This is a genomic window from Thermophilibacter sp. ZX-H3, from assembly GCF_052599055.1.
This window is the reverse complement of sequence record NZ_JBQXES010000007.1, coordinates 63,789-80,333: the sequence shown is the minus strand read 5'-3', so window position 1 is coordinate 80,333 and position 16,545 is coordinate 63,789. Positions and strand designations below refer to the sequence as shown.

Sequence of the window (16,545 nt, the reverse complement as noted above, 5' to 3'; positions counted from 1 at the left end):
GGCCCGGTATACTGGCTAAACAAAGCAAGGGGAGAGTCGTATGGCAAAGAACCAGTCACGCACGCCGGGCCGCGACGTCCGCGGCGGCAAGGGCAAGGGGCGCGCGCAGGCGCCTCGCCCAGGTGGGCCCAAGGGCAGGGCCACGCGGGGCGAGAAGGGCCGCGGGCCTCGCCCGTTTCCGGGCGCGGCGCGGCGCGGCCCGCAGCTCCGCGACAGGGGCGACCTCATCGAGGGGCGCCGCGCCGTCGAGGAGGCGCTCGGGTGCGGCATGCCGCTGAGGAGCGCCCTCGTGCAGGAGCGCTCCGGCGAGCGCGACCAGGCGCTCGAGAGGATCGCCGCACGCCTGGAGGATGCCGGCGTCCCCGTGGAGCGGGTGCCGCGCGGCCGGCTTGACGCGCTGTCGAGCCACGGCGCGCACCAGGGCGTCGTGGTGCGCACGCGCCCCTTTGAGTATGCCGAGCTCTCCGACGTGATCTCCGCGGCGGGGGAGGGCGACGCCCTCGTGGTGGTGCTCGACCACGTGACCGACCAGGGCAACTTCGGCGCCATCGTGCGCACGGCCGAGGTCGTGGGCGCGGCGGGCGTCGTCGTGGCCAAGGCGAGGAGCGCCTCCGTTGGCGTGGGCGCGTACAAGACCTCCGCCGGCGCCGTCATGCACCTGCCCATCGCGCAGGTGCCCAATCTCGCCCGTGCCATCGAGGAGCTCCAGGCCGCGGGATTTTGGGCCTGCGCCGCGACCGAGCATGCCGAGCAGGACGTCTGGCACGCGCCCGTGGGCGGTCGCCTGGCCCTGGTCATGGGCTCCGAGGGAGAGGGCATCTCGCGCCTGGTTGCCGAGAAGTGCGACTTTGCCTGCCGTCTTCCGCAGCGCGGCCGCGTGGAGTCGCTGAACGTCGCCCAGGCCACGACCGTGCTCTGCTACGAGTGGCTGCGGCGCGTCGAGACGGGTGGGGCGGATGCCTAGCCCGGAGGGCTCCCGCGAGCTGCTCGTGGTGGACGGCTACAACGTGATCTTCAAGTCGGCTCGCTATCTCGCCCGCATGGACGAGACCGTTGCGGGCGACCCCTTCGAGCAGGCCCGCGACCTGCTCGTCGCCGACGTGGCGGCCTATGCCAAGGGGCGCTACGAGCCGGTGATCGTGTTCGACGCGGCCGGAAACGTCTCCCCGGAGCGGCCCGACCTCTCCAAGGCCGGCGTGCGCATGGTCTTCTCGCGTACCGGCGAGTCCGCAGACGCGGTCATAGAGCGGATCGTGACCGAGCAGCGCCTGCTGCCGCGGGCGGTGACCGTGGTGACCTCGGACCGCACGATCCGCGCGACGGTGGGCGGCGTGCCCGTGACGCGAATTTCGAGCGACGTCCTCGTTGCTGACGTGAACCAGCTGACCGCGGAGTACGAGCAGGCCAACGCCGAGCGCCAGACGCAGCACATGCGCCTGGAGGACCGCATCGACCCGGCCGCCCGCGAGAAGCTCTGGCGCCTCCTGCGCGGGTGAGGCTCTCCCGGCGCCCTTCTCCCTGGGCCCGCCGGCGCATTCAGCCGGCACTCCCAGCCCGCACTTCCAGCCGGCACTCATAAGTGCGGGCACAACGCCCTCTGCCGGCCGGCACTTCTCGCCAAACGCCAGGAAAGAGCCGGCACTCGATGCCCTGGGCCGTCGCCTCAGCCCGCACTCCCGGGCCGGCACTCATGAGTGCCGGCCGGGGTACGCAAAGGCGGCGGCGAGAAGAACGCACTTCTCGCCGCACGACCAACTCGCTATCATGTACTGACACGCCGGCATGGCTCAATGGCAGAGCAACGGTTTTGTAAACCGTGGGTTGGGGGTTCGACTCCCTCTGCCGGCTCCAGAAAAGATTCGAGGCCGTTGCGTCATGCGCTGCGGCCTCGTTGCGTATAAAGCGCCACGAAGGACCATTCTGACCTGCGGATGTGTGCAACTCGTGAGTATAGAGACGCCCGGCTACGGGGTATACGTTGACAAGTTTTTTTCTCCGGCGTAATCTATCTTCCGCTCGCAGGGGAGAAAGCGCCTTGTGGGTGGCTGAAAACGGAATGGGGATGTGGCACAGCGGCAACTGCGGCGGACTGTAAATCCGCTCCCTCTGGGTTCCTTGGTTCGAGTCCAAGCATCCCCACCATCCGCCCGTGTAGCTCAGTCGGTAGAGCACTTCGTTGGTAACGAAGAGGTCACCGGTTCAAATCCGGTCGCGGGCTCCATTCCCTCTTTCAGTCGTACGGCACCACGCCGGTGTAGCTCAGTTGGTTAGAGCACGCGGCTCATACCCGCGATGTCACTGGTTCGAGTCCAGTCACCGGTACCAGAGTTCTTAGCGGCGCTTCGGCGCCGCTTACCATAAGAACGCGTTAGCACTACGGGATGGCCGAACAGGTTGGTTCCAAAAGGAGGATGGCAATGGCCAAGGAGAAGTTCGATCGTTCTAAGCCCCACGTAAACATCGGTACGATTGGTCACGTCGACCACGGCAAGACCACCACGACCGCGGCCATCACCAAGGTCCTCTCTGAGACCGAGGGCTGCAAGGCCGACTACACCGCCTTCGAGAACATCGACAAGGCTCCCGAGGAGCGTCAGCGCGGCATCACCATTAACGTTGCCCACATCGAGTACGAGACTTGGGAGCGCCACTACGCTCACGTCGACTGCCCGGGCCACGCCGACTACATCAAGAACATGATTTCCGGCGCTGCTCAGATGGACGGCGCAATCCTGGTCATCGCCGCCACCGACGGCCCCATGGCCCAGACCCGCGAGCACATCCTTCTCGCCCGTCAGGTCGGCGTCCCCTACATCATCGTCTTCCTGAACAAGTGCGACATGGTTGACGACGAGGAGCTCATCGACCTCGTTGAGATGGAGACCCGTGACCTCCTCTCCGAGTACGGCTTCCCCGGAGACGACCTCCCCATCATCCGTGGCTCCGGCCTCGGCGCCCTCAACGGCGAGCAGAAGTGGGTCGACTCCATCATCGAGCTCATGCACGCCGTCGACGAGTACATCCCGACCCCGCCGCGTGACAACGACAAGCCGTTCCTGATGGCCATCGAGGACGTCATGACCATCTCCGGCCGCGGCACCGTCGCCACCGGTCGTGTCGAGCGTGGCCAGCTCAAGCTCAACGACCCCGTCGAGATCGTCGGCATCCGTGAGAAGCAGACCTCCGTTGCCACCGGCATCGAGATGTTCCGCAAGACCATGGACTTCTGCGAGGCTGGTGACAACGTCGGCATCCTCCTCCGCGGCATCAAGCGCGAGGACATCGAGCGCGGCCAGGTCATCTGCAAGCCGGGCTCCGTTGACCCGCACAAGAAGTTCACCGGTGAGATCTACGTCCTGACCAAGGAGGAGGGCGGCCGTCACACCCCGTTCTTCGCCGGCTATCGTCCGCAGTTCTACTTCCGCACCACGGACATCACGGGCGACATCCAGGAGCTCACCGACTCCAACGGCACCAAGGTCGAGATGGCCATGCCGGGCGACCACGTGACCATCACCGCCGAGCTCATCCACGCCATCGCCATGGAGCAGGGCGACAAGTTCGCCATCCGTGAGGGCGGCCACACCGTCGGCGACGGCCGTATCTCCACCATCATCGAGTAACTTCCCAGGAAGAGACTCTTGGACCCGGTACCCTCTGGTACCGGGTCCTTTTTTCGCTCGAATCCGCCAAGATATTTGACGGTTTTGTGATTCGTTCTTCTCGCCTCGTGCGAGGTTGACAGAATGGCTGCGGTACTGGTAGTGTTTACCACCGCACCGCGTTCGAGGGAAACTCCCTCCAACGAGAAGCTCTTCAGGAGGATCAATGCGTACTCTAGTTACCCTCGCGTGCACCGAGTGCAAGCGCCGCAACTACACCACGGACAAGAACAAGTCCAACAACCCGGACCGTATGCAGCTCAAGAAGTACTGCCCGTGGTGCAAGAAGCACACGCTTCACAGGGAGACCCGCTAACTAGGTGGGTTTTCATCACAGGCCAGTAGCTCCAATGGTAGAGCGGCGGTCTCCAAAACCGTTTGTTGAGGGTTCGAGTCCTTCCTGGCCTGCCAGATTTCACCACCGGCTTTCCCTTCGGGGATAGCCGGTTTCCATGTAAGGCCCGTTTCTAGGAGTCGACGGATGGCGAACAAGGACCGTAACAAGAGGAGCGTCCGCAAGGCCCGTGCCGAGGAGCGCGCCCGCGTCGAGGCCGCCCAGGCCGCCTCTGCGCAGGGTTCTGCCGGCTCCGACGGCAAGAAGCCGGCCAAGGAGGTCGTCAAGGCCGAGAAGAAGCCCGCAAAGAAGGACGAGAAGAAGTCGGACAAGAAGCCCGGCCTCTTCCGTCGCCTGCGGAACTACCTCGGCGACGTCCGCTCCGAGATGCGCCGCGTGGTGTGGCCCTCTCGCGACGAGCTCATGAGCTGCTCGGTGGCCATCATCGCCATGCTCATCGTCTTTGGCATCGTCATTTGGCTCGTTGACTCCGGCATCGTCGCCGCTCTTATCGGCTTCACTGGTCTCAGGGGGTAGGCATGGCTAAGCGTTGGTACGTGATTCACACCTACTCTGGTTACGAGAACAAGGTCAAGGCTGACCTTGAGCACCGCATCGAGACCTATGGCCTCGAGGACAAGGTCGTCGACATCCAGATCCCGACCGAGGAGGTCACGGAGATCAAGGACGGCGGCAAGCGCGAGACCAAGGAGTCCAAGGTCTTCCCGAGCTACGTCCTCGTCCGCATGGAGGTTGATGACAACACCTGGGCCGTGGTGCGCAACACCCCGGGCGTGACCGGGTTCGTTGGGCTGGACGGCAAGCCGACGCCGCTTCGTCGCGACGAGTTCGACAAGATCATGCGTCGCGGCGGCTCTCGCGGCACTACCGCGGCCGTTCCCAAGCGCGTCGCCACCAACCTCGAGGTCGGCCAGGCGGTCCACGTGCTCTCCGGCCCGCTCGCCGACTTCGACGGCCAGATCTCCGAGGTCATGCCCGAGTCCGGCAAGGTCAAGGTCATGCTCACCATCTTTGGCCGCGAGACCCCCGTCGAGCTCACGCTCGACCAGATCTCCGTCATCGCCTAGCGGAGTTCCCGCCCGTCCGGTATCGGTGAGGATAGCTTCTCGGACGCGGCGCACACATAGTACGACCCGACACGTCTTCAAGGAGAAGAACCATGGCAAAGAAGAAGGTCACTGCCTTCATCAAGCTCCAGATTCCGGCCGGTGCGGCCAACCCCGCGCCTCCCGTCGGCCCCGCTCTCGGCGCCGCCCAGGTCAACATCATGCAGTTCTGCCAGGCCTTCAACGCCGCCACGCAGGACAAGCAGGGTGACATCATCCCCGTCGAGATCACCGTCTACGAGGATCGCTCCTTCGACTTCGTCTGCAAGACCCCGCCCGCGGCGCAGCTCATCAAGAAGGAGCTCGGCCTCAAGAGCGGCTCCGGCGTGCCCCAGCGCGACAAGGTCGGCCAGCTCACCCAGGAGCAGCTCACCAAGATCGCCGAGATCAAGATGCCGGACCTCAACGCCAACGACATCGAGGCCGCCAAGAAGATCGTCGCCGGCACCGCCCGCTCCATGGGCGTCACCATCGCCGAGTAGCGTTTCGTGCGTGCAAAGGGGACAGTCCCTTTTGCACGCTTTCACCGTGCAAAAGGGACTGTCCCCTTTGCACGCACGATGTGGGAGGGCAAGAAGCCCGTTGACCACAGGAGGTAGCAACATGCCTAAGCACGGAAAGAACTACAAGGCCGCCGCGGAGAAGGTCGAGAGCACCAAGCTCTACTCCCCGAAGGAGGCCATGGAGCTCGCCAAGGAGCTCGCCCCCGCCAAGTTCGACGAGACCGTCGAGGTTCACGTCCGCCTCGGCGTCGACACCCGCAAGGCCGACCAGAACGTCCGCGGCTCCATCGCGCTGCCCCACGGCACCGGCAAGACCGTGCGCGTCGCCGTCTTCGCCGAGGGCGAGAAGGCCCGCGAGGCCGAGGCCGCCGGCGCCGACGTCATCGGCTCCGACGATCTCGTGGCCCAGGTCCAGGCCGGCGAGCTGAACTTCGACGCCGCCATCGCCACGCCCAACATGATGGGCAAGGTCGGCCGCCTCGGCAAGATCCTCGGCCCCCGCGGCCTCATGCCGAACCCCAAGCTCGGCACCGTCACCATGGACGTCGCCAAGATGGTCGGCGAGCTCAAGGCCGGCCGCGTCGAGTACCGCGCCGACCGCTACGGCATCTGCCACGTCCCGATGGGCAAGGTGTCCTTCGACACCCAGAAGCTCGTCGAGAACTACGGCGCGCTCATCAACGAGCTGCTCCGCGTGAAGCCGTCCAGCGCCAAGGGCAAGTACGTCAAGTCCGTCGTCGTCTCCACCACGATGGGCCCTGGCATCAAGGTCGACTCCACCAAGACCCGCAACCTCATGGAGGAGTAGTTCTTCTCGTTTGAAGTTCCTGTGTCTGCTTGACGGGCGTCCGGCGTCGTGACAGAATGTCACGCGCAGGACGCCCGTCCTGTGTGAAGAACATCGCATGTCCGCTGCCAAAGACAGCCGGTGCCGCAAGGCTCAAAGGGGTAACCCGCCTGCCGAGGTGGTCTCAGAGATAGCATCTTCGAGGACCCCGCTTTGGCTGTGCCGAACGGGGTCTTCTCATGCGGAAGGCCCGCCCGCGTCGGCGGCATGCCCGACCGCAGAGAGAAGGAGGTGTACTACATGCCGTCCAAGTCCAATGTCGAGATGCTCGAGAAGGTCTCCCACTCGCTGGAGTCCTCCCAGGGCGTGTTCGTCGTCGACTACCGTGGCCTCTCCGTCAAGGAGACCCAGGAGGTTCGTCGCGCGCTGCGCGAGGCGGGCGCCGAGATGAAGGTGTACAAGAACAACATCGTCAAGCTCGCGCTCGAGAACGCCGGGCTGCCCAACATCGACGACGCGCTCGCCGGCACCTGCGCCTACGTCTTCTATGAGAAGGACCCCGTCGATGCCGCCAAGGTCATCAAGGAGCAGTCCGAGAAGCTCAAGAAGATGGCGTTCGTCGGCGCCATCACCGACGGCAAGGCCCTTACTGCCGACGAGGCCAAGGCCTACGCCGACCTGCCCAACCGCGAGCAGCTCATGGCTCAGATCGCTGGTCTCATCAGCGGCTTCGCCCGCGACATCGCCGTGTGCGTCAAGGAGGTCCCCGCTGGCCTCGCGCGCTCCGTCAACGCTGTCTCCGAGCAGAAGCAGGCCGCCTAGCGGCAACCTGCGGCATCACGCCGCGCACCCGGGGCGTCAGCCCCGCACACGCAAAAGCAATCCGTGCACGCCGCACGGGACCGAAAGGAAACAGAAATGGCTAAGCTTACCACTGAGGAGATCATTGACGCCCTCAAGGAGATGACCCTGCTCGAGGCTTCCGAGCTCGTCAAGGCCATCGAGGAGACCTTCGGCGTCTCCGCCGCCGCCCCCGTCGCCGCCGTGGCCGCCGCTCCGGCCGCCGCCGCTGCCGAGGAGGAGGAGAAGACCAACTTCGACGTCGTGCTCGAGGGCTTCGGCGACAACAAGATCGCCGTCATCAAGGTCGTCCGTGCCCTGACCAGCCTCGGCCTCAAGGAGGCCAAGGAGGTCGTCGAGAGCGCCCCGAAGGCCGTTCTCGAGGGCGCCAAGAAGGAGGACGCCGAGGCCGCCAAGAAGCAGCTCGAGGAGGCCGGCGCCACCGTCACCCTCAAGTAAGTTCGCTTACTCGGGTTACGCGCTCAGCGCAGACAAGGGGTCGGACCTTCGGGTCCGGCCCCTTTCTCGTGAGCGCGCCGCACGCGTTGCGCGGTTGGGGGTTGTGGCAATTTCCGGGCCGGCGGCGTTGGCGTTTTGGGGCTTATGGCAACCAGGACGAGGCGCCAACAGGGAGTTCTTCTTGGCATGTTGCCCAATCCGGGGTCGTGGCAGGCCGATTGCTGCCACGACCCCGGATTGGGCAACGCCGAACGCGGCGAGATTGCCATAACCCCAGATTTGCCAACGGGGGAGGATGGGGGCGGGCCGCCGCGGGCCACGGCCGGTCGGCAGGCACGACGAGAGGGCCCGCTGACGGCGAGAAGAACGTCGAGCGGCGGGCAAACACCGAACCTTCACATCGAGGTTCTTCTCGTCATCGCGTTTATGCAGCTCAAAGGGGTATCTGCGAAAACCTACTCGAAAACGGTAGCCAAGTCAAGACTTTTCATTGACCATGCCAGGTGGTTTCGGTAACTTATTACGTTGCGACAATTGCCGCCTTCCACCCTTTTTGAAGGAGGAAAAGCCTGGTGTCTACCGCAAAGACTGCTCTTACCAAACCACAAGGAACGACCGGACGCAAGACCTTCAGCAAGATCGCCCCGGCGATGGAGCTGCCGAACCTCATCTCCGTTCAGAAGGAGTCCTTCGAGCGGTTCATGGGGGAGGGGCTTGCCGAGTCCTTCGCCGAGTTCTCCCCGATCGAGAACTCCGCGCACACCCTGCAGGTCACCTTTGGTGACCACCAGTTCGGCGATCCGGCGCACACCATCGCCGAGTGCCGCGCGAAGGACATCTCCTACCAGGCCCCCCTCTTCGTTGACGTGCGCTTCGTCAACAAGGAGACCGGCGAGATGAAGGAGCAGCTCGTCTTCATGGGCGACTTCCCGCTCATGACCGAGCGCGGCACCTTCGTGATCAACGGCACCGAGCGCGTCGTGGTCTCCCAGCTCGTCCGCTCCCCGGGCGTGTACTTCGCCTCCGAGATGGACAACGGCGTGCGCGTCCACAAGGCGCAGTTCATCCCCGCCCGCGGCGCCTGGCTCGAGTTCGAGGTCGACAAGCGCGGCCACCTCGTGGTCTCCATCGACCGCAAGCGCCGCCAGTCCGCGACGATGTTCCTGCGCGCCCTCGGCATCGCCGAGACGGACGACGAGATCCTCTCGCTCCTCGGCGACTCCGACGTCGTGCGCAACACGCTCGAGCGCGACACCGCCACCACCCGCGAGGACGCCCTGCTCGAGATCTACCGTCGCCAGCGCCCCGGCGAGCCCCCCACCGTGGACTCCGCCCGCTCGCTCATCGACGGCCTCTACTTCAACGAGCAGCGCTACGACCTCGCTCGCGTCGGCCGCTACAAGGTCAACAAGAAGCTCGGCCTCGACCTCGAGTCCTCCGCCCGCGTGCTCACGCAGGAGGACATCGTCGAGTCCCTGCGCTATCTGCTGGCCCTCCACGCCGGTGACACCACCAAGCGCCTCGACGACATCGACCACTTCGGCAACCGCCGCGTCCGCACCGTGGGCGAGCTGGTCCAGAACCAGTTCCGCATCGGCATGAGCCGCATGGAGCGCGTCGTGCGCGAGCGCATGGCGTCCCAGGACGTTGACGATATCACGCCGCAGAGCCTGATCAACATCCGCCCGATCGTGGCGGCCATCAAGGAGTTCTTCGGCTCCTCGCAGCTCTCGCAGTTCATGGACCAGGCCAACCCGCTGGCCGGCCTCACCCACAAGCGCCGCCTCTCGGCGCTCGGCCCGGGCGGCCTCGCCGGCCACAAGTCCGGCTCCAGCCGCCGCACCAACGTGCCGACGGCCGTCCGCGACGTCCACAACTCGCACTACTCCCGCATGTGCCCGATCGAGACCCCCGAGGGCCCGAACATCGGCCTCATCGGCTCGCTCGCCCTCTACGCCCACGTCAACGAGTACGGCTTCATCGAGTCGCCGTACCGTCGCGTCGAGGACGGCAAGGTCACCGACAAGATCGACTGGATGACGGCCGACGAGGAGGAGGTGCACAACATCGCCCCCGCCAACACGCCGTTCGACCCCAAGACCGGCGAGTTCGTGGAGGTCGACTCCCACGGTAACGTGACGCACCCCGAGCGCGTCATCGCCCGCACCCGCGACTTCGACGGCTCCTTCGGCGCTCCTGCGCAGGTCGCCGTCGAGGACGTCGACTACATGGACGTCTCCCCGCGCCAGCTGCTCTCCGTGGCCGCCAACCTCATCCCGTTCCTCGAGCACGACGACGCCAAGCGTACCCTCATGGGCGCCAACATGCAGCGTCAGGCCGTGCCCCTGATCAAGGCGCACGCCCCGTTCGTCGGCACCGGCATGGAGGAGCGCGCCGCGCTCGACTCCGGCGAGCTCATCCGCGCCGCGCACGCCGGCACCGTCTCCGAGGTCGACGCCGCCCACGTGGTCGTCTACTCCGACGAGTACGGCTCCGAGCGCTACGACCTCCCCAAGTACGAGCGCTCCAACCAGTCCACGTGCATCAACCACCGCCCGATCGTGCACGCGGGCGAGAAGGTCGAGGCGGGCCAGCCGCTCGCCGACGGCACCTCGATCGACCACTCCGAGCTCGCCCTCGGCGCCAACCTCACCGTGGCCTACATGCCGTGGGAGGGCTTCAACTACGAGGACGGCATCATCGTCTCCGAGCGCGTCGTGCAGGAGGACCTCCTCACCTCGGTGAGCATCTCCCGCCACGAGATCGACGCCCGCGACACCAAGCTCGGCCCCGAGGAGATCACCCGCGAGATCCCCAACCTCTCCGAGGACATGCTCGCCAACCTCGACGATGACGGCATCATCCGCATCGGCGCCGAGGTCGGCCCTGGCGACATCCTCGTGGGCAAGGTCACGCCCAAGGGCGAGACGGCCCTCACGGCCGAGGAGCGCCTGCTCCGCGCCATCTTCGGCGCCAAGGCCCACGACGTGCGCGACACCTCCCTCAAGATGCCGCACGGCGCCTACGGCCGCGTCGTGGACGTGGTCCGCTTCAGCCGCGAGGCCGGCGACGACCTCCCGCCGGGCGTCAACGAGCTCGTCCGCGTCTTCGTCGCGCAGCGCCGCAAGATCCAGCAGGGCGACAAGATCGCCGGCCGCCACGGCAACAAGGGCGTCGTCTGCAACGTCCTGCCCGTGGAGGACATGCCCTACATGGCCGACGGCACGCCCGTCGACGTCCTTCTCGACCCGCTGGGCGTCCCGTCCCGTATGAACGTCGGCCAGCTCCTCGAGTGCCACCTCGGCTGGGGCGCCGCCCACGGCTGGGATGACGAGTCGGAGAACTCCGAGCGCTACGTGCCCGGCCCGATCAACGTGGCCACGCCCGTCTTCGACGGCGCCACCGACGAGGAGGTCGCGGAGCTCCTGCGCCGCACGAACATCAACCTCATGAACAAGGCCCGCATGGACTACGGCGAGCACATGCGCGAGGAGTTCGTCCCGCAGCTGAACGAGCTCGGCAAGACCACCCTCTACGACGGCCGCACCGGCGAGCCCTTCGCGAGCCCGATCACCGTGGGCACGAGCTACATCCTGAAGCTCGGCCACATGGTCGACGACAAGATCCACGCGCGCTCGACCGGCCCCTACAGCCTCGTCACCCAGCAGCCGCTCGGCGGCAAGGCCCAGTTCGGCGGCCAGCGCTTCGGCGAGATGGAGGTGTGGGCCCTCTACGCCTACGGCGCGGCCAACGTCCTCCAGGAGATCCTCACCGTCAAGTCCGACGACACCAACGGCCGCGTCAAGACCTACGAGTCCATCGTCAAGGGCGAGAACGTGCCGTCCGCCGGCATCCCGGAGTCCTTCAAGGTCCTCGTCAAGGAGATCCGCTCCCTGGCCCTCGACATCGAGCCCATCTCCTACAAGAAGCGCGCCGACCGCGCCGCCCAGGAGCAGGAGGAGGCCGCTGCCGAGAGCGCCGTGGACGTCTTCGCCGACATGGCGCCCGCCGATGACCTCATCGGCTCGGACGATGACCTCGACAACGCCGACGCCGTTCTCGCTGGCGACGTGAAGAGCGATAAGGAGTAGCGACTGTGGCAGACTTCGACACCACCGACTTCGACGCCATCAAGATCTCCCTTGCCTCTGCCGACCGCATCCGCAGCTGGTCGCAGGGCGAGGTCAAGAAGCCCGAGACCATCAACTACCGCACCCTCAAGCCCGAGAAGGACGGCCTGTTCTGCGAGAAGATCTTCGGCCCCACCAAGGACTGGGAGTGCGCCTGCGGCAAGTACAAGGGCATCCGCTTCCGCGGCATCGTCTGCGAGCGCTGCGGCGTTGAGGTGACCACGGCCAAGGTGCGCCGCGAGCGCATGGGCCACATCGAGCTCGCGGCCCCCGTGAGCCACATCTGGTACTTCAAGAGCCCCACGAGCTTCCCGCTCGCGCGCCTGCTCGACATCAAGAGCAAGGACCTCGAGAAGGTCCTGTACTTCGCCAGCTACATCATCACCAACGTCGACACCGAGGCCCGCGAGGCCGACGCCGACGACCTCAAGGAGGAGCTGGCCGCCGACCTCGAGGAGCTCGACGCCGAGCGCGACGAGCAGATCGAGCGCCTGAAGGAGCAGGGCGAGGCCTCCGACGACGAGTTCAGCGACATCGAGCCGCTCTCGGCCGACGAGATCCGCGCCGGCATCGCCGACCTCGAGGAGGAGTACGAGGAGGAGAAGGCGCTCCGCCGCGACGCCTACGAGAAGTTCATGCAGCTCGAGGAGCGCGAGCTCATCTCCGACGAGAGCCTCTTCTCCGAGCTCAAGCGCTACTACGGCATCTACTTCAAGGGCGGCATGGGCGCCGAGGCCGTGCGCGAGCTGCTGCGCGGCATCGACCTCGAGTCCGAGGCCCAGACCCTGCGCCAGATCATCGCCTCCGAGGACGCCCAGAAGCAGAAGCGCGAGAAGGCCATCAAGCGCCTGGAGATCGTCGACGCCTTCCTCAAGGGCGGCAACGACCCGGCCAACATGATCCTCGACGTCATCCCGGTCATCCCGCCCGACCTGCGCCCGATGGTGCAGCTCGACGGCGGCCGCTTCGCGGCGTCTGACCTGAACGACCTCTACCGTCGCGTGATCAACCGCAACAACCGCCTGAAGCGCCTGCTCGACCTCGACGCCCCGGCGATCATCGTCAACAACGAGAAGCGCATGCTCCAGGAGTCCGTGGACGCGCTCTTCGACAACGGCCGTCGCGGCCGCCCCGTCACCGGGCGCGGCGGGCGTCCGCTGAAGTCGCTCGCCGAGGCCCTCAAGGGCAAGCAGGGCCGCTTCCGCCAGAACCTGCTCGGCAAGCGCGTCGACTACTCCGGCCGCTCGGTCATCGTCGTCGACCCCAAGCTGAAGCTGCACCAGTGCGGCCTGCCCACGCAGATGGCCCTCGAGCTCTTCAAGCCGTTCGTGATGCGCCGCCTCGTCGAGCTCGGCAAGGTGGAGAACATCAAGGGCGCCAAGCGCGCGATCGACCGCCAGCTGCCGGCCGTCTGGGACGTGCTCGAGGAGGTCGTCCAGGATCGCCTGGTCCTGCTCAACCGCGCCCCTACGCTGCACCGCCTCTCCATCCAGGCCTTCGAGCCGGTTCTCGTTGAGGGCAAGGCCATCCACCTGCACCCGCTCGTGTGCGCCCCCTTCAACGCCGACTTCGACGGCGACCAGATGTCCGTGCACGTGCCGCTCTCCACGCAGGCGCAGACCGAGGCCCGCGTCCTCATGCTGTCCTCCAACAACCTGCGCTCGCCGGCCTCCGGCAAGGTGCTGACCGTGCCGTCCCAGGACATGGTCTTCGGCGCCTACTACCTCACCACCGAGACGGGCGAGAAGAACGACGAGACCCAGGTCTTCGCCGACTTCGACGACGCCCTTCTCGCCATCGACATGAAGCGCGGCCTGGGCATCCAGGAGCCGGTCATCGTGCGCGTCTCCGCCGCCGACGCCAACGTCGTCGAGGGCGACCGCAAGATCTTCCGCGTGCTCACCGCCAAGGGCCAGTACGAGGACTTCGACGTCACCGAGCACACCGCGCGCTTCGAGACCACGCCGGGCCGCATCATCTTCAACCGTCAGTGCCTGCCGGCCGACTACCCCTTCATCAACTACAAGATGGTGAAGAGCGACATCGGCGCGCTGGTCAACGACTGCTGCGACCGCTACACCACGGCCGATGTCGAGCCGATCCTCGACGCCATCAAGGAGACCGGCTTCCACTACGCCACGCTCGCGGGCCTCACCGTCTCCGTGTGGGACGCCACGATCCCGGCCGACAAGCCCCAGCTCCTCGAGGAGGCGCAGGGCCGCGTCGACGAGATCAACGAGTACTACGAGGACGGCTTCCTCTCCGAGGTGGAGCGTCACACCGAGGTCGTCAACGCGTGGACCGAGTGCACCGACCTCCTCGCCACCGAGATGCTCGCGGGCTTCGCCGAGGACAACCCCATCTACATGATGGCCGACTCCGGCGCCCGTGGCTCCAAGACGCAGCTGCGTCAGCTCGCCGGCATGCGCGGCCTCATGGCGGACATGTCCGGTGACACGATCGACCTGCCGATCAAGGCCAACTTCCGCGAGGGCCTCGAGCCACTCGAGTACTTCATCTCCACCTACGGCGCCCGCAAGGGCCTCGTCGACACCGCGTCGCACACCTCCGACTCCGGCTACCTGACCCGTCGTCTCGTCGACGTGGCCCAGGACGTCATCGTCCGCGAGGAGGACTGCGGCACCGACGAGGGCGTCACCTACCCGCTGATCAAGCCAGGCCAGACCTCCGTGGACACCGACCTCGTGGGCCGCTGCGCGCTCAATGACATCGTCGACCCCGCCACCGGCGAGGTGCTCATCGCCAAGGACGGCTACATCGAGTCCAAGGCCGACCTTGAGATGCTCGTCGAGCACGGCCTCAAGCGCGTTGAGCTTCGTGCGCTGCTCACCTGCAAGTCCAAGTACGGCGTCTGCCAGAAGTGCTACGGCTGGGACCTCTCCACCCGTCGCCCGGTCAACATCGGCACCGCGGTCGGCGTCATCGCCGCCCAGTCCATCGGCGAGCCGGGCACCCAGCTCACGATGCGCACCATTCACTCCGGCGGCGTCGCGGGCGCTGACGACATTACGCAGGGCCTTCCCACGGTCGCCCGCATGTTCGACGTCGTCGGCAACGTCAACGAGAAGATCCTCGGCCGCGAGGCCGACCTCGCGCCCGTCTCCGGCACCCTGCGCATCACCCCCGAGCAGACCGAGTACCTCCTGCGCATCGTCGACACGGAGGACCCGAGCCGCATCATCGAGGAGTGGCGCGTGCCCGCGTCCGTGCGCTTCATGCCGGACGTCGAGGACGGCGTCGTGGTCCGCGCCGGCGACCAGATCACCCGCGGCTTCGTCAACTTCCGCAAGCTGCGCCGCCTGACGGACATCGAGTCGACGATGCACACCTTCGTCGAGTCGGTCAAGGACGTCTACACCTCCCAGGGCGTCGACCTCAACGACAAGCACATCGAGGTCATTGCTCGCCAGATGCTGCGCCGCGTCCAGGTGACCAACCCGGGCGACTCCCAGTACCTGCTCGGCCAGTACGTTGACCGCTACGTGTTCGCCGACACCGTGCGCAACGTGACGCTGGCCGGTGGCACCCCGCCCGAGGCCGAGCCCGTCATCCTCGGTACGCTCAAGGTCGCCTCGAGCATCGACTCCTGGCTCTCGAGCGCGTCGTTCATCCGCACCGCCGGCGTCCTCACCGAGGCCGCCATCGAGGGCGACATCGACCACCTGCTCGACCTCAAGTCCAACGTCATCGTGGGCAAGCAGATCCCCGCCGGCACCGGCCTCTCCGCCTACAACAACGTGGAGCTCACCTACCACGGCACCAAGATCGACGGTCCCACCTCGCCGCTCGCCAAGAGCCTGCCGGAGTGGGCGCCCGACGAGCTCAAGGACATCGAGGAGCAGCTGCCCAAGCAGCTCGACTGGGTCGGCGACGACTACGGCTTCGGCGGCGTGTACTCCAAGAACGGCCGCACGCTCTCCAGCGAGGACGCCAAGCTCTACCTCTTCGACGACCTCGGCGTCTCGCAGCGCTGGACCAACAAGTTCAGCGAGGTGGGCATCGAGACCGTGGGCGACCTCATCGGCAAGACCGAGGACGACCTGCTGCGCATCGACGGCATCGGCGCCAAGGCGATCGAGGAGCTCCGCGACGGCCTCGAGGCCCGCGGCCTGCTCTACATCCTGGAGCCCGATGACTCCGAGGCTGACAGCGAGGACCTCTCCCAGCTCCTCAACATGGTCTTCTCGCCGGACGCGGACGCCGACATCATGCTCGGCACCGCCGCGCCCTCGACGCACCACTTCGATGACGACGAGCTGATCGGCGGCTCGGAGGCCCCGTCCAGCGACTCGGGCATCATCAACGAGGACCTTGGCTCCCTCGACGACCTCCTCTCCCAGGTGGTCCGCCAGGAGACCGAGGAGTAGGCGCTCGTCCCATCGCACCTGAGGGGGCGGCCCGGTTCTTCTCTCCGGCTCACTGCGCTGCGCGCAGAAGTCGCCGGGCGAGAAGAACCGGGCCGCCCCGTGTCGTGTGGGCCGAAGGTCGCCGACCGCAACGTGCGGGGCTGGGGCTCCGCTTGGGGCGTTGCGGGTTTCGGGGTTGTGGCAGCGGCTGGAGCCGGGGCGTTGCGCGGATGGGGGTCGTGGCAATCGGCGCGGGGCGTCAACTGGGCGTTCTTCTCGCCCTGTTGCACGGAAGGGGGTCATGGCAGCCCAATCACTGCCATGACCCCCATCAGC

12 protein-coding genes and 5 tRNA genes are annotated in these 16,545 nt (G+C 66.3%); all 17 read left to right on the top strand.

Annotation, left to right across the window (positions count from 1 at the left end):
- The first annotated feature begins 40 nt into the window (after positions 1-40).
- The 17 genes from rlmB (at position 41) to ACULPM_RS04370 (ending at position 16,230) form a co-directional block, all read left to right on the top strand.
- A complete protein-coding gene (rlmB, locus tag ACULPM_RS04450) occupies positions 41-964 on the top strand; it encodes a 23S rRNA (guanosine(2251)-2'-O)-methyltransferase RlmB (RefSeq protein ID WP_445331196.1) in 924 nt (307 codons plus the stop codon).
- Positions 957-1,496 carry an NYN domain-containing protein gene (locus tag ACULPM_RS04445; RefSeq protein ID WP_445331195.1) on the top strand — a complete coding sequence of 180 codons (540 nt, stop codon included), beginning with the start codon at positions 957-959 and terminating at the stop codon, positions 1,494-1,496. Before rlmB ends, ACULPM_RS04445 begins: the two co-directional genes overlap by 8 nt.
- A 280-nt stretch (positions 1,497-1,776) precedes the next feature.
- A tRNA-Thr gene (locus ACULPM_RS04440) sits at positions 1,777-1,851 on the top strand.
- 207 nt (positions 1,852-2,058) lie between these two features.
- A tRNA-Tyr gene (locus tag ACULPM_RS04435) sits at positions 2,059-2,142 on the top strand.
- Between the two features lie 3 nt (positions 2,143-2,145).
- Positions 2,146-2,221, top strand: a tRNA-Thr gene (locus tag ACULPM_RS04430).
- A 27-nt stretch (positions 2,222-2,248) separates the two neighbouring features.
- Positions 2,249-2,325: transfer RNA gene (locus ACULPM_RS04425), tRNA-Met, on the top strand.
- Between the two features lie 92 nt (positions 2,326-2,417).
- A complete protein-coding gene (gene tuf, locus ACULPM_RS04420; RefSeq protein WP_167930847.1) occupies positions 2,418-3,623 on the top strand; it encodes an elongation factor Tu in 1,206 nt (401 codons plus the stop codon).
- A 205-nt stretch (positions 3,624-3,828) separates the two neighbouring features.
- Positions 3,829-3,978 carry a 50S ribosomal protein L33 gene (gene rpmG / locus ACULPM_RS04415; protein WP_075279222.1) on the top strand — a complete coding sequence of 50 codons (150 nt, stop codon included), beginning with the start codon at positions 3,829-3,831 and terminating at the stop codon, positions 3,976-3,978.
- A gap of 19 nt (positions 3,979-3,997) precedes the next feature.
- Positions 3,998-4,073 (top strand) — tRNA-Trp (locus ACULPM_RS04410).
- A gap of 70 nt (positions 4,074-4,143) precedes the next feature.
- Positions 4,144-4,533 carry a preprotein translocase subunit SecE gene (secE, locus tag ACULPM_RS04405; protein WP_445331194.1) on the top strand — a complete coding sequence of 130 codons (390 nt, stop codon included), beginning with the start codon at positions 4,144-4,146 and terminating at the stop codon, positions 4,531-4,533.
- 2 nt (positions 4,534-4,535) lie between these two features.
- Positions 4,536-5,084, top strand: coding sequence for a transcription termination/antitermination protein NusG (gene nusG / locus ACULPM_RS04400; protein ID WP_445331193.1), 549 nt, complete (start codon positions 4,536-4,538; stop codon positions 5,082-5,084).
- Between the two features lie 92 nt (positions 5,085-5,176).
- Positions 5,177-5,605 carry a 50S ribosomal protein L11 gene (gene rplK, locus ACULPM_RS04395; protein ID WP_075279225.1) on the top strand — a complete coding sequence of 143 codons (429 nt, stop codon included), beginning with the start codon at positions 5,177-5,179 and terminating at the stop codon, positions 5,603-5,605.
- A 121-nt stretch (positions 5,606-5,726) separates the two neighbouring features.
- Positions 5,727-6,434 carry a 50S ribosomal protein L1 gene (rplA, locus tag ACULPM_RS04390; protein WP_075279226.1) on the top strand — a complete coding sequence of 236 codons (708 nt, stop codon included), beginning with the start codon at positions 5,727-5,729 and terminating at the stop codon, positions 6,432-6,434.
- A gap of 279 nt (positions 6,435-6,713) precedes the next feature.
- The gene (gene rplJ / locus ACULPM_RS04385; protein ID WP_445331224.1) at positions 6,714-7,235 is read left to right on the top strand and encodes a 50S ribosomal protein L10; all 522 of its coding nucleotides are present in this window, start codon (positions 6,714-6,716) and stop codon (positions 7,233-7,235) included.
- A 96-nt stretch (positions 7,236-7,331) separates the two neighbouring features.
- Positions 7,332-7,712 (top strand): 50S ribosomal protein L7/L12, encoded by a 381-nt coding sequence (gene rplL / locus ACULPM_RS04380; protein ID WP_075279228.1) that lies wholly within the window; start codon positions 7,332-7,334, stop codon positions 7,710-7,712.
- 572 nt (positions 7,713-8,284) lie between these two features.
- On the top strand, positions 8,285-11,803 hold the full coding sequence (gene rpoB, locus ACULPM_RS04375) for a DNA-directed RNA polymerase subunit beta (RefSeq protein WP_445331192.1): 3,519 nt from the start codon (positions 8,285-8,287) through the stop codon (positions 11,801-11,803).
- A gap of 5 nt (positions 11,804-11,808) precedes the next feature.
- Positions 11,809-16,230, top strand: a complete 4,422-nt coding sequence (locus ACULPM_RS04370; protein ID WP_445331191.1) for a DNA-directed RNA polymerase subunit beta' — start codon at positions 11,809-11,811, stop codon at positions 16,228-16,230.
- Positions 16,231-16,545: the final 315 nt, after the last annotated feature.

Excerpts from the sequence above, each read along its gene's own strand:
- rlmB (WP_445331196.1), top strand. The coding sequence starts at position 41 with ATGGCAAAGAACCAGTCACGCACGCCGGGCCGCGACGTCCGCGGCGGC.
- ACULPM_RS04445 (WP_445331195.1), top strand. The coding sequence starts at position 957 with ATGCCTAGCCCGGAGGGCTCCCGCGAGCTGCTCGTGGTGGACGGCTAC.
- tuf (WP_167930847.1), top strand. The coding sequence starts at position 2,418 with ATGGCCAAGGAGAAGTTCGATCGTTCTAAGCCCCACGTAAACATCGGT.
- rpmG (WP_075279222.1), top strand. The coding sequence starts at position 3,829 with ATGCGTACTCTAGTTACCCTCGCGTGCACCGAGTGCAAGCGCCGCAAC.
- secE (WP_445331194.1), top strand. The coding sequence starts at position 4,144 with ATGGCGAACAAGGACCGTAACAAGAGGAGCGTCCGCAAGGCCCGTGCC.
- nusG (WP_445331193.1), top strand. The coding sequence starts at position 4,536 with ATGGCTAAGCGTTGGTACGTGATTCACACCTACTCTGGTTACGAGAAC.
- rplK (WP_075279225.1), top strand. The coding sequence starts at position 5,177 with ATGGCAAAGAAGAAGGTCACTGCCTTCATCAAGCTCCAGATTCCGGCC.
- rplA (WP_075279226.1), top strand. The coding sequence starts at position 5,727 with ATGCCTAAGCACGGAAAGAACTACAAGGCCGCCGCGGAGAAGGTCGAG.
- rplJ (WP_445331224.1), top strand. The coding sequence starts at position 6,714 with ATGCCGTCCAAGTCCAATGTCGAGATGCTCGAGAAGGTCTCCCACTCG.
- rplL (WP_075279228.1), top strand. The coding sequence starts at position 7,332 with ATGGCTAAGCTTACCACTGAGGAGATCATTGACGCCCTCAAGGAGATG.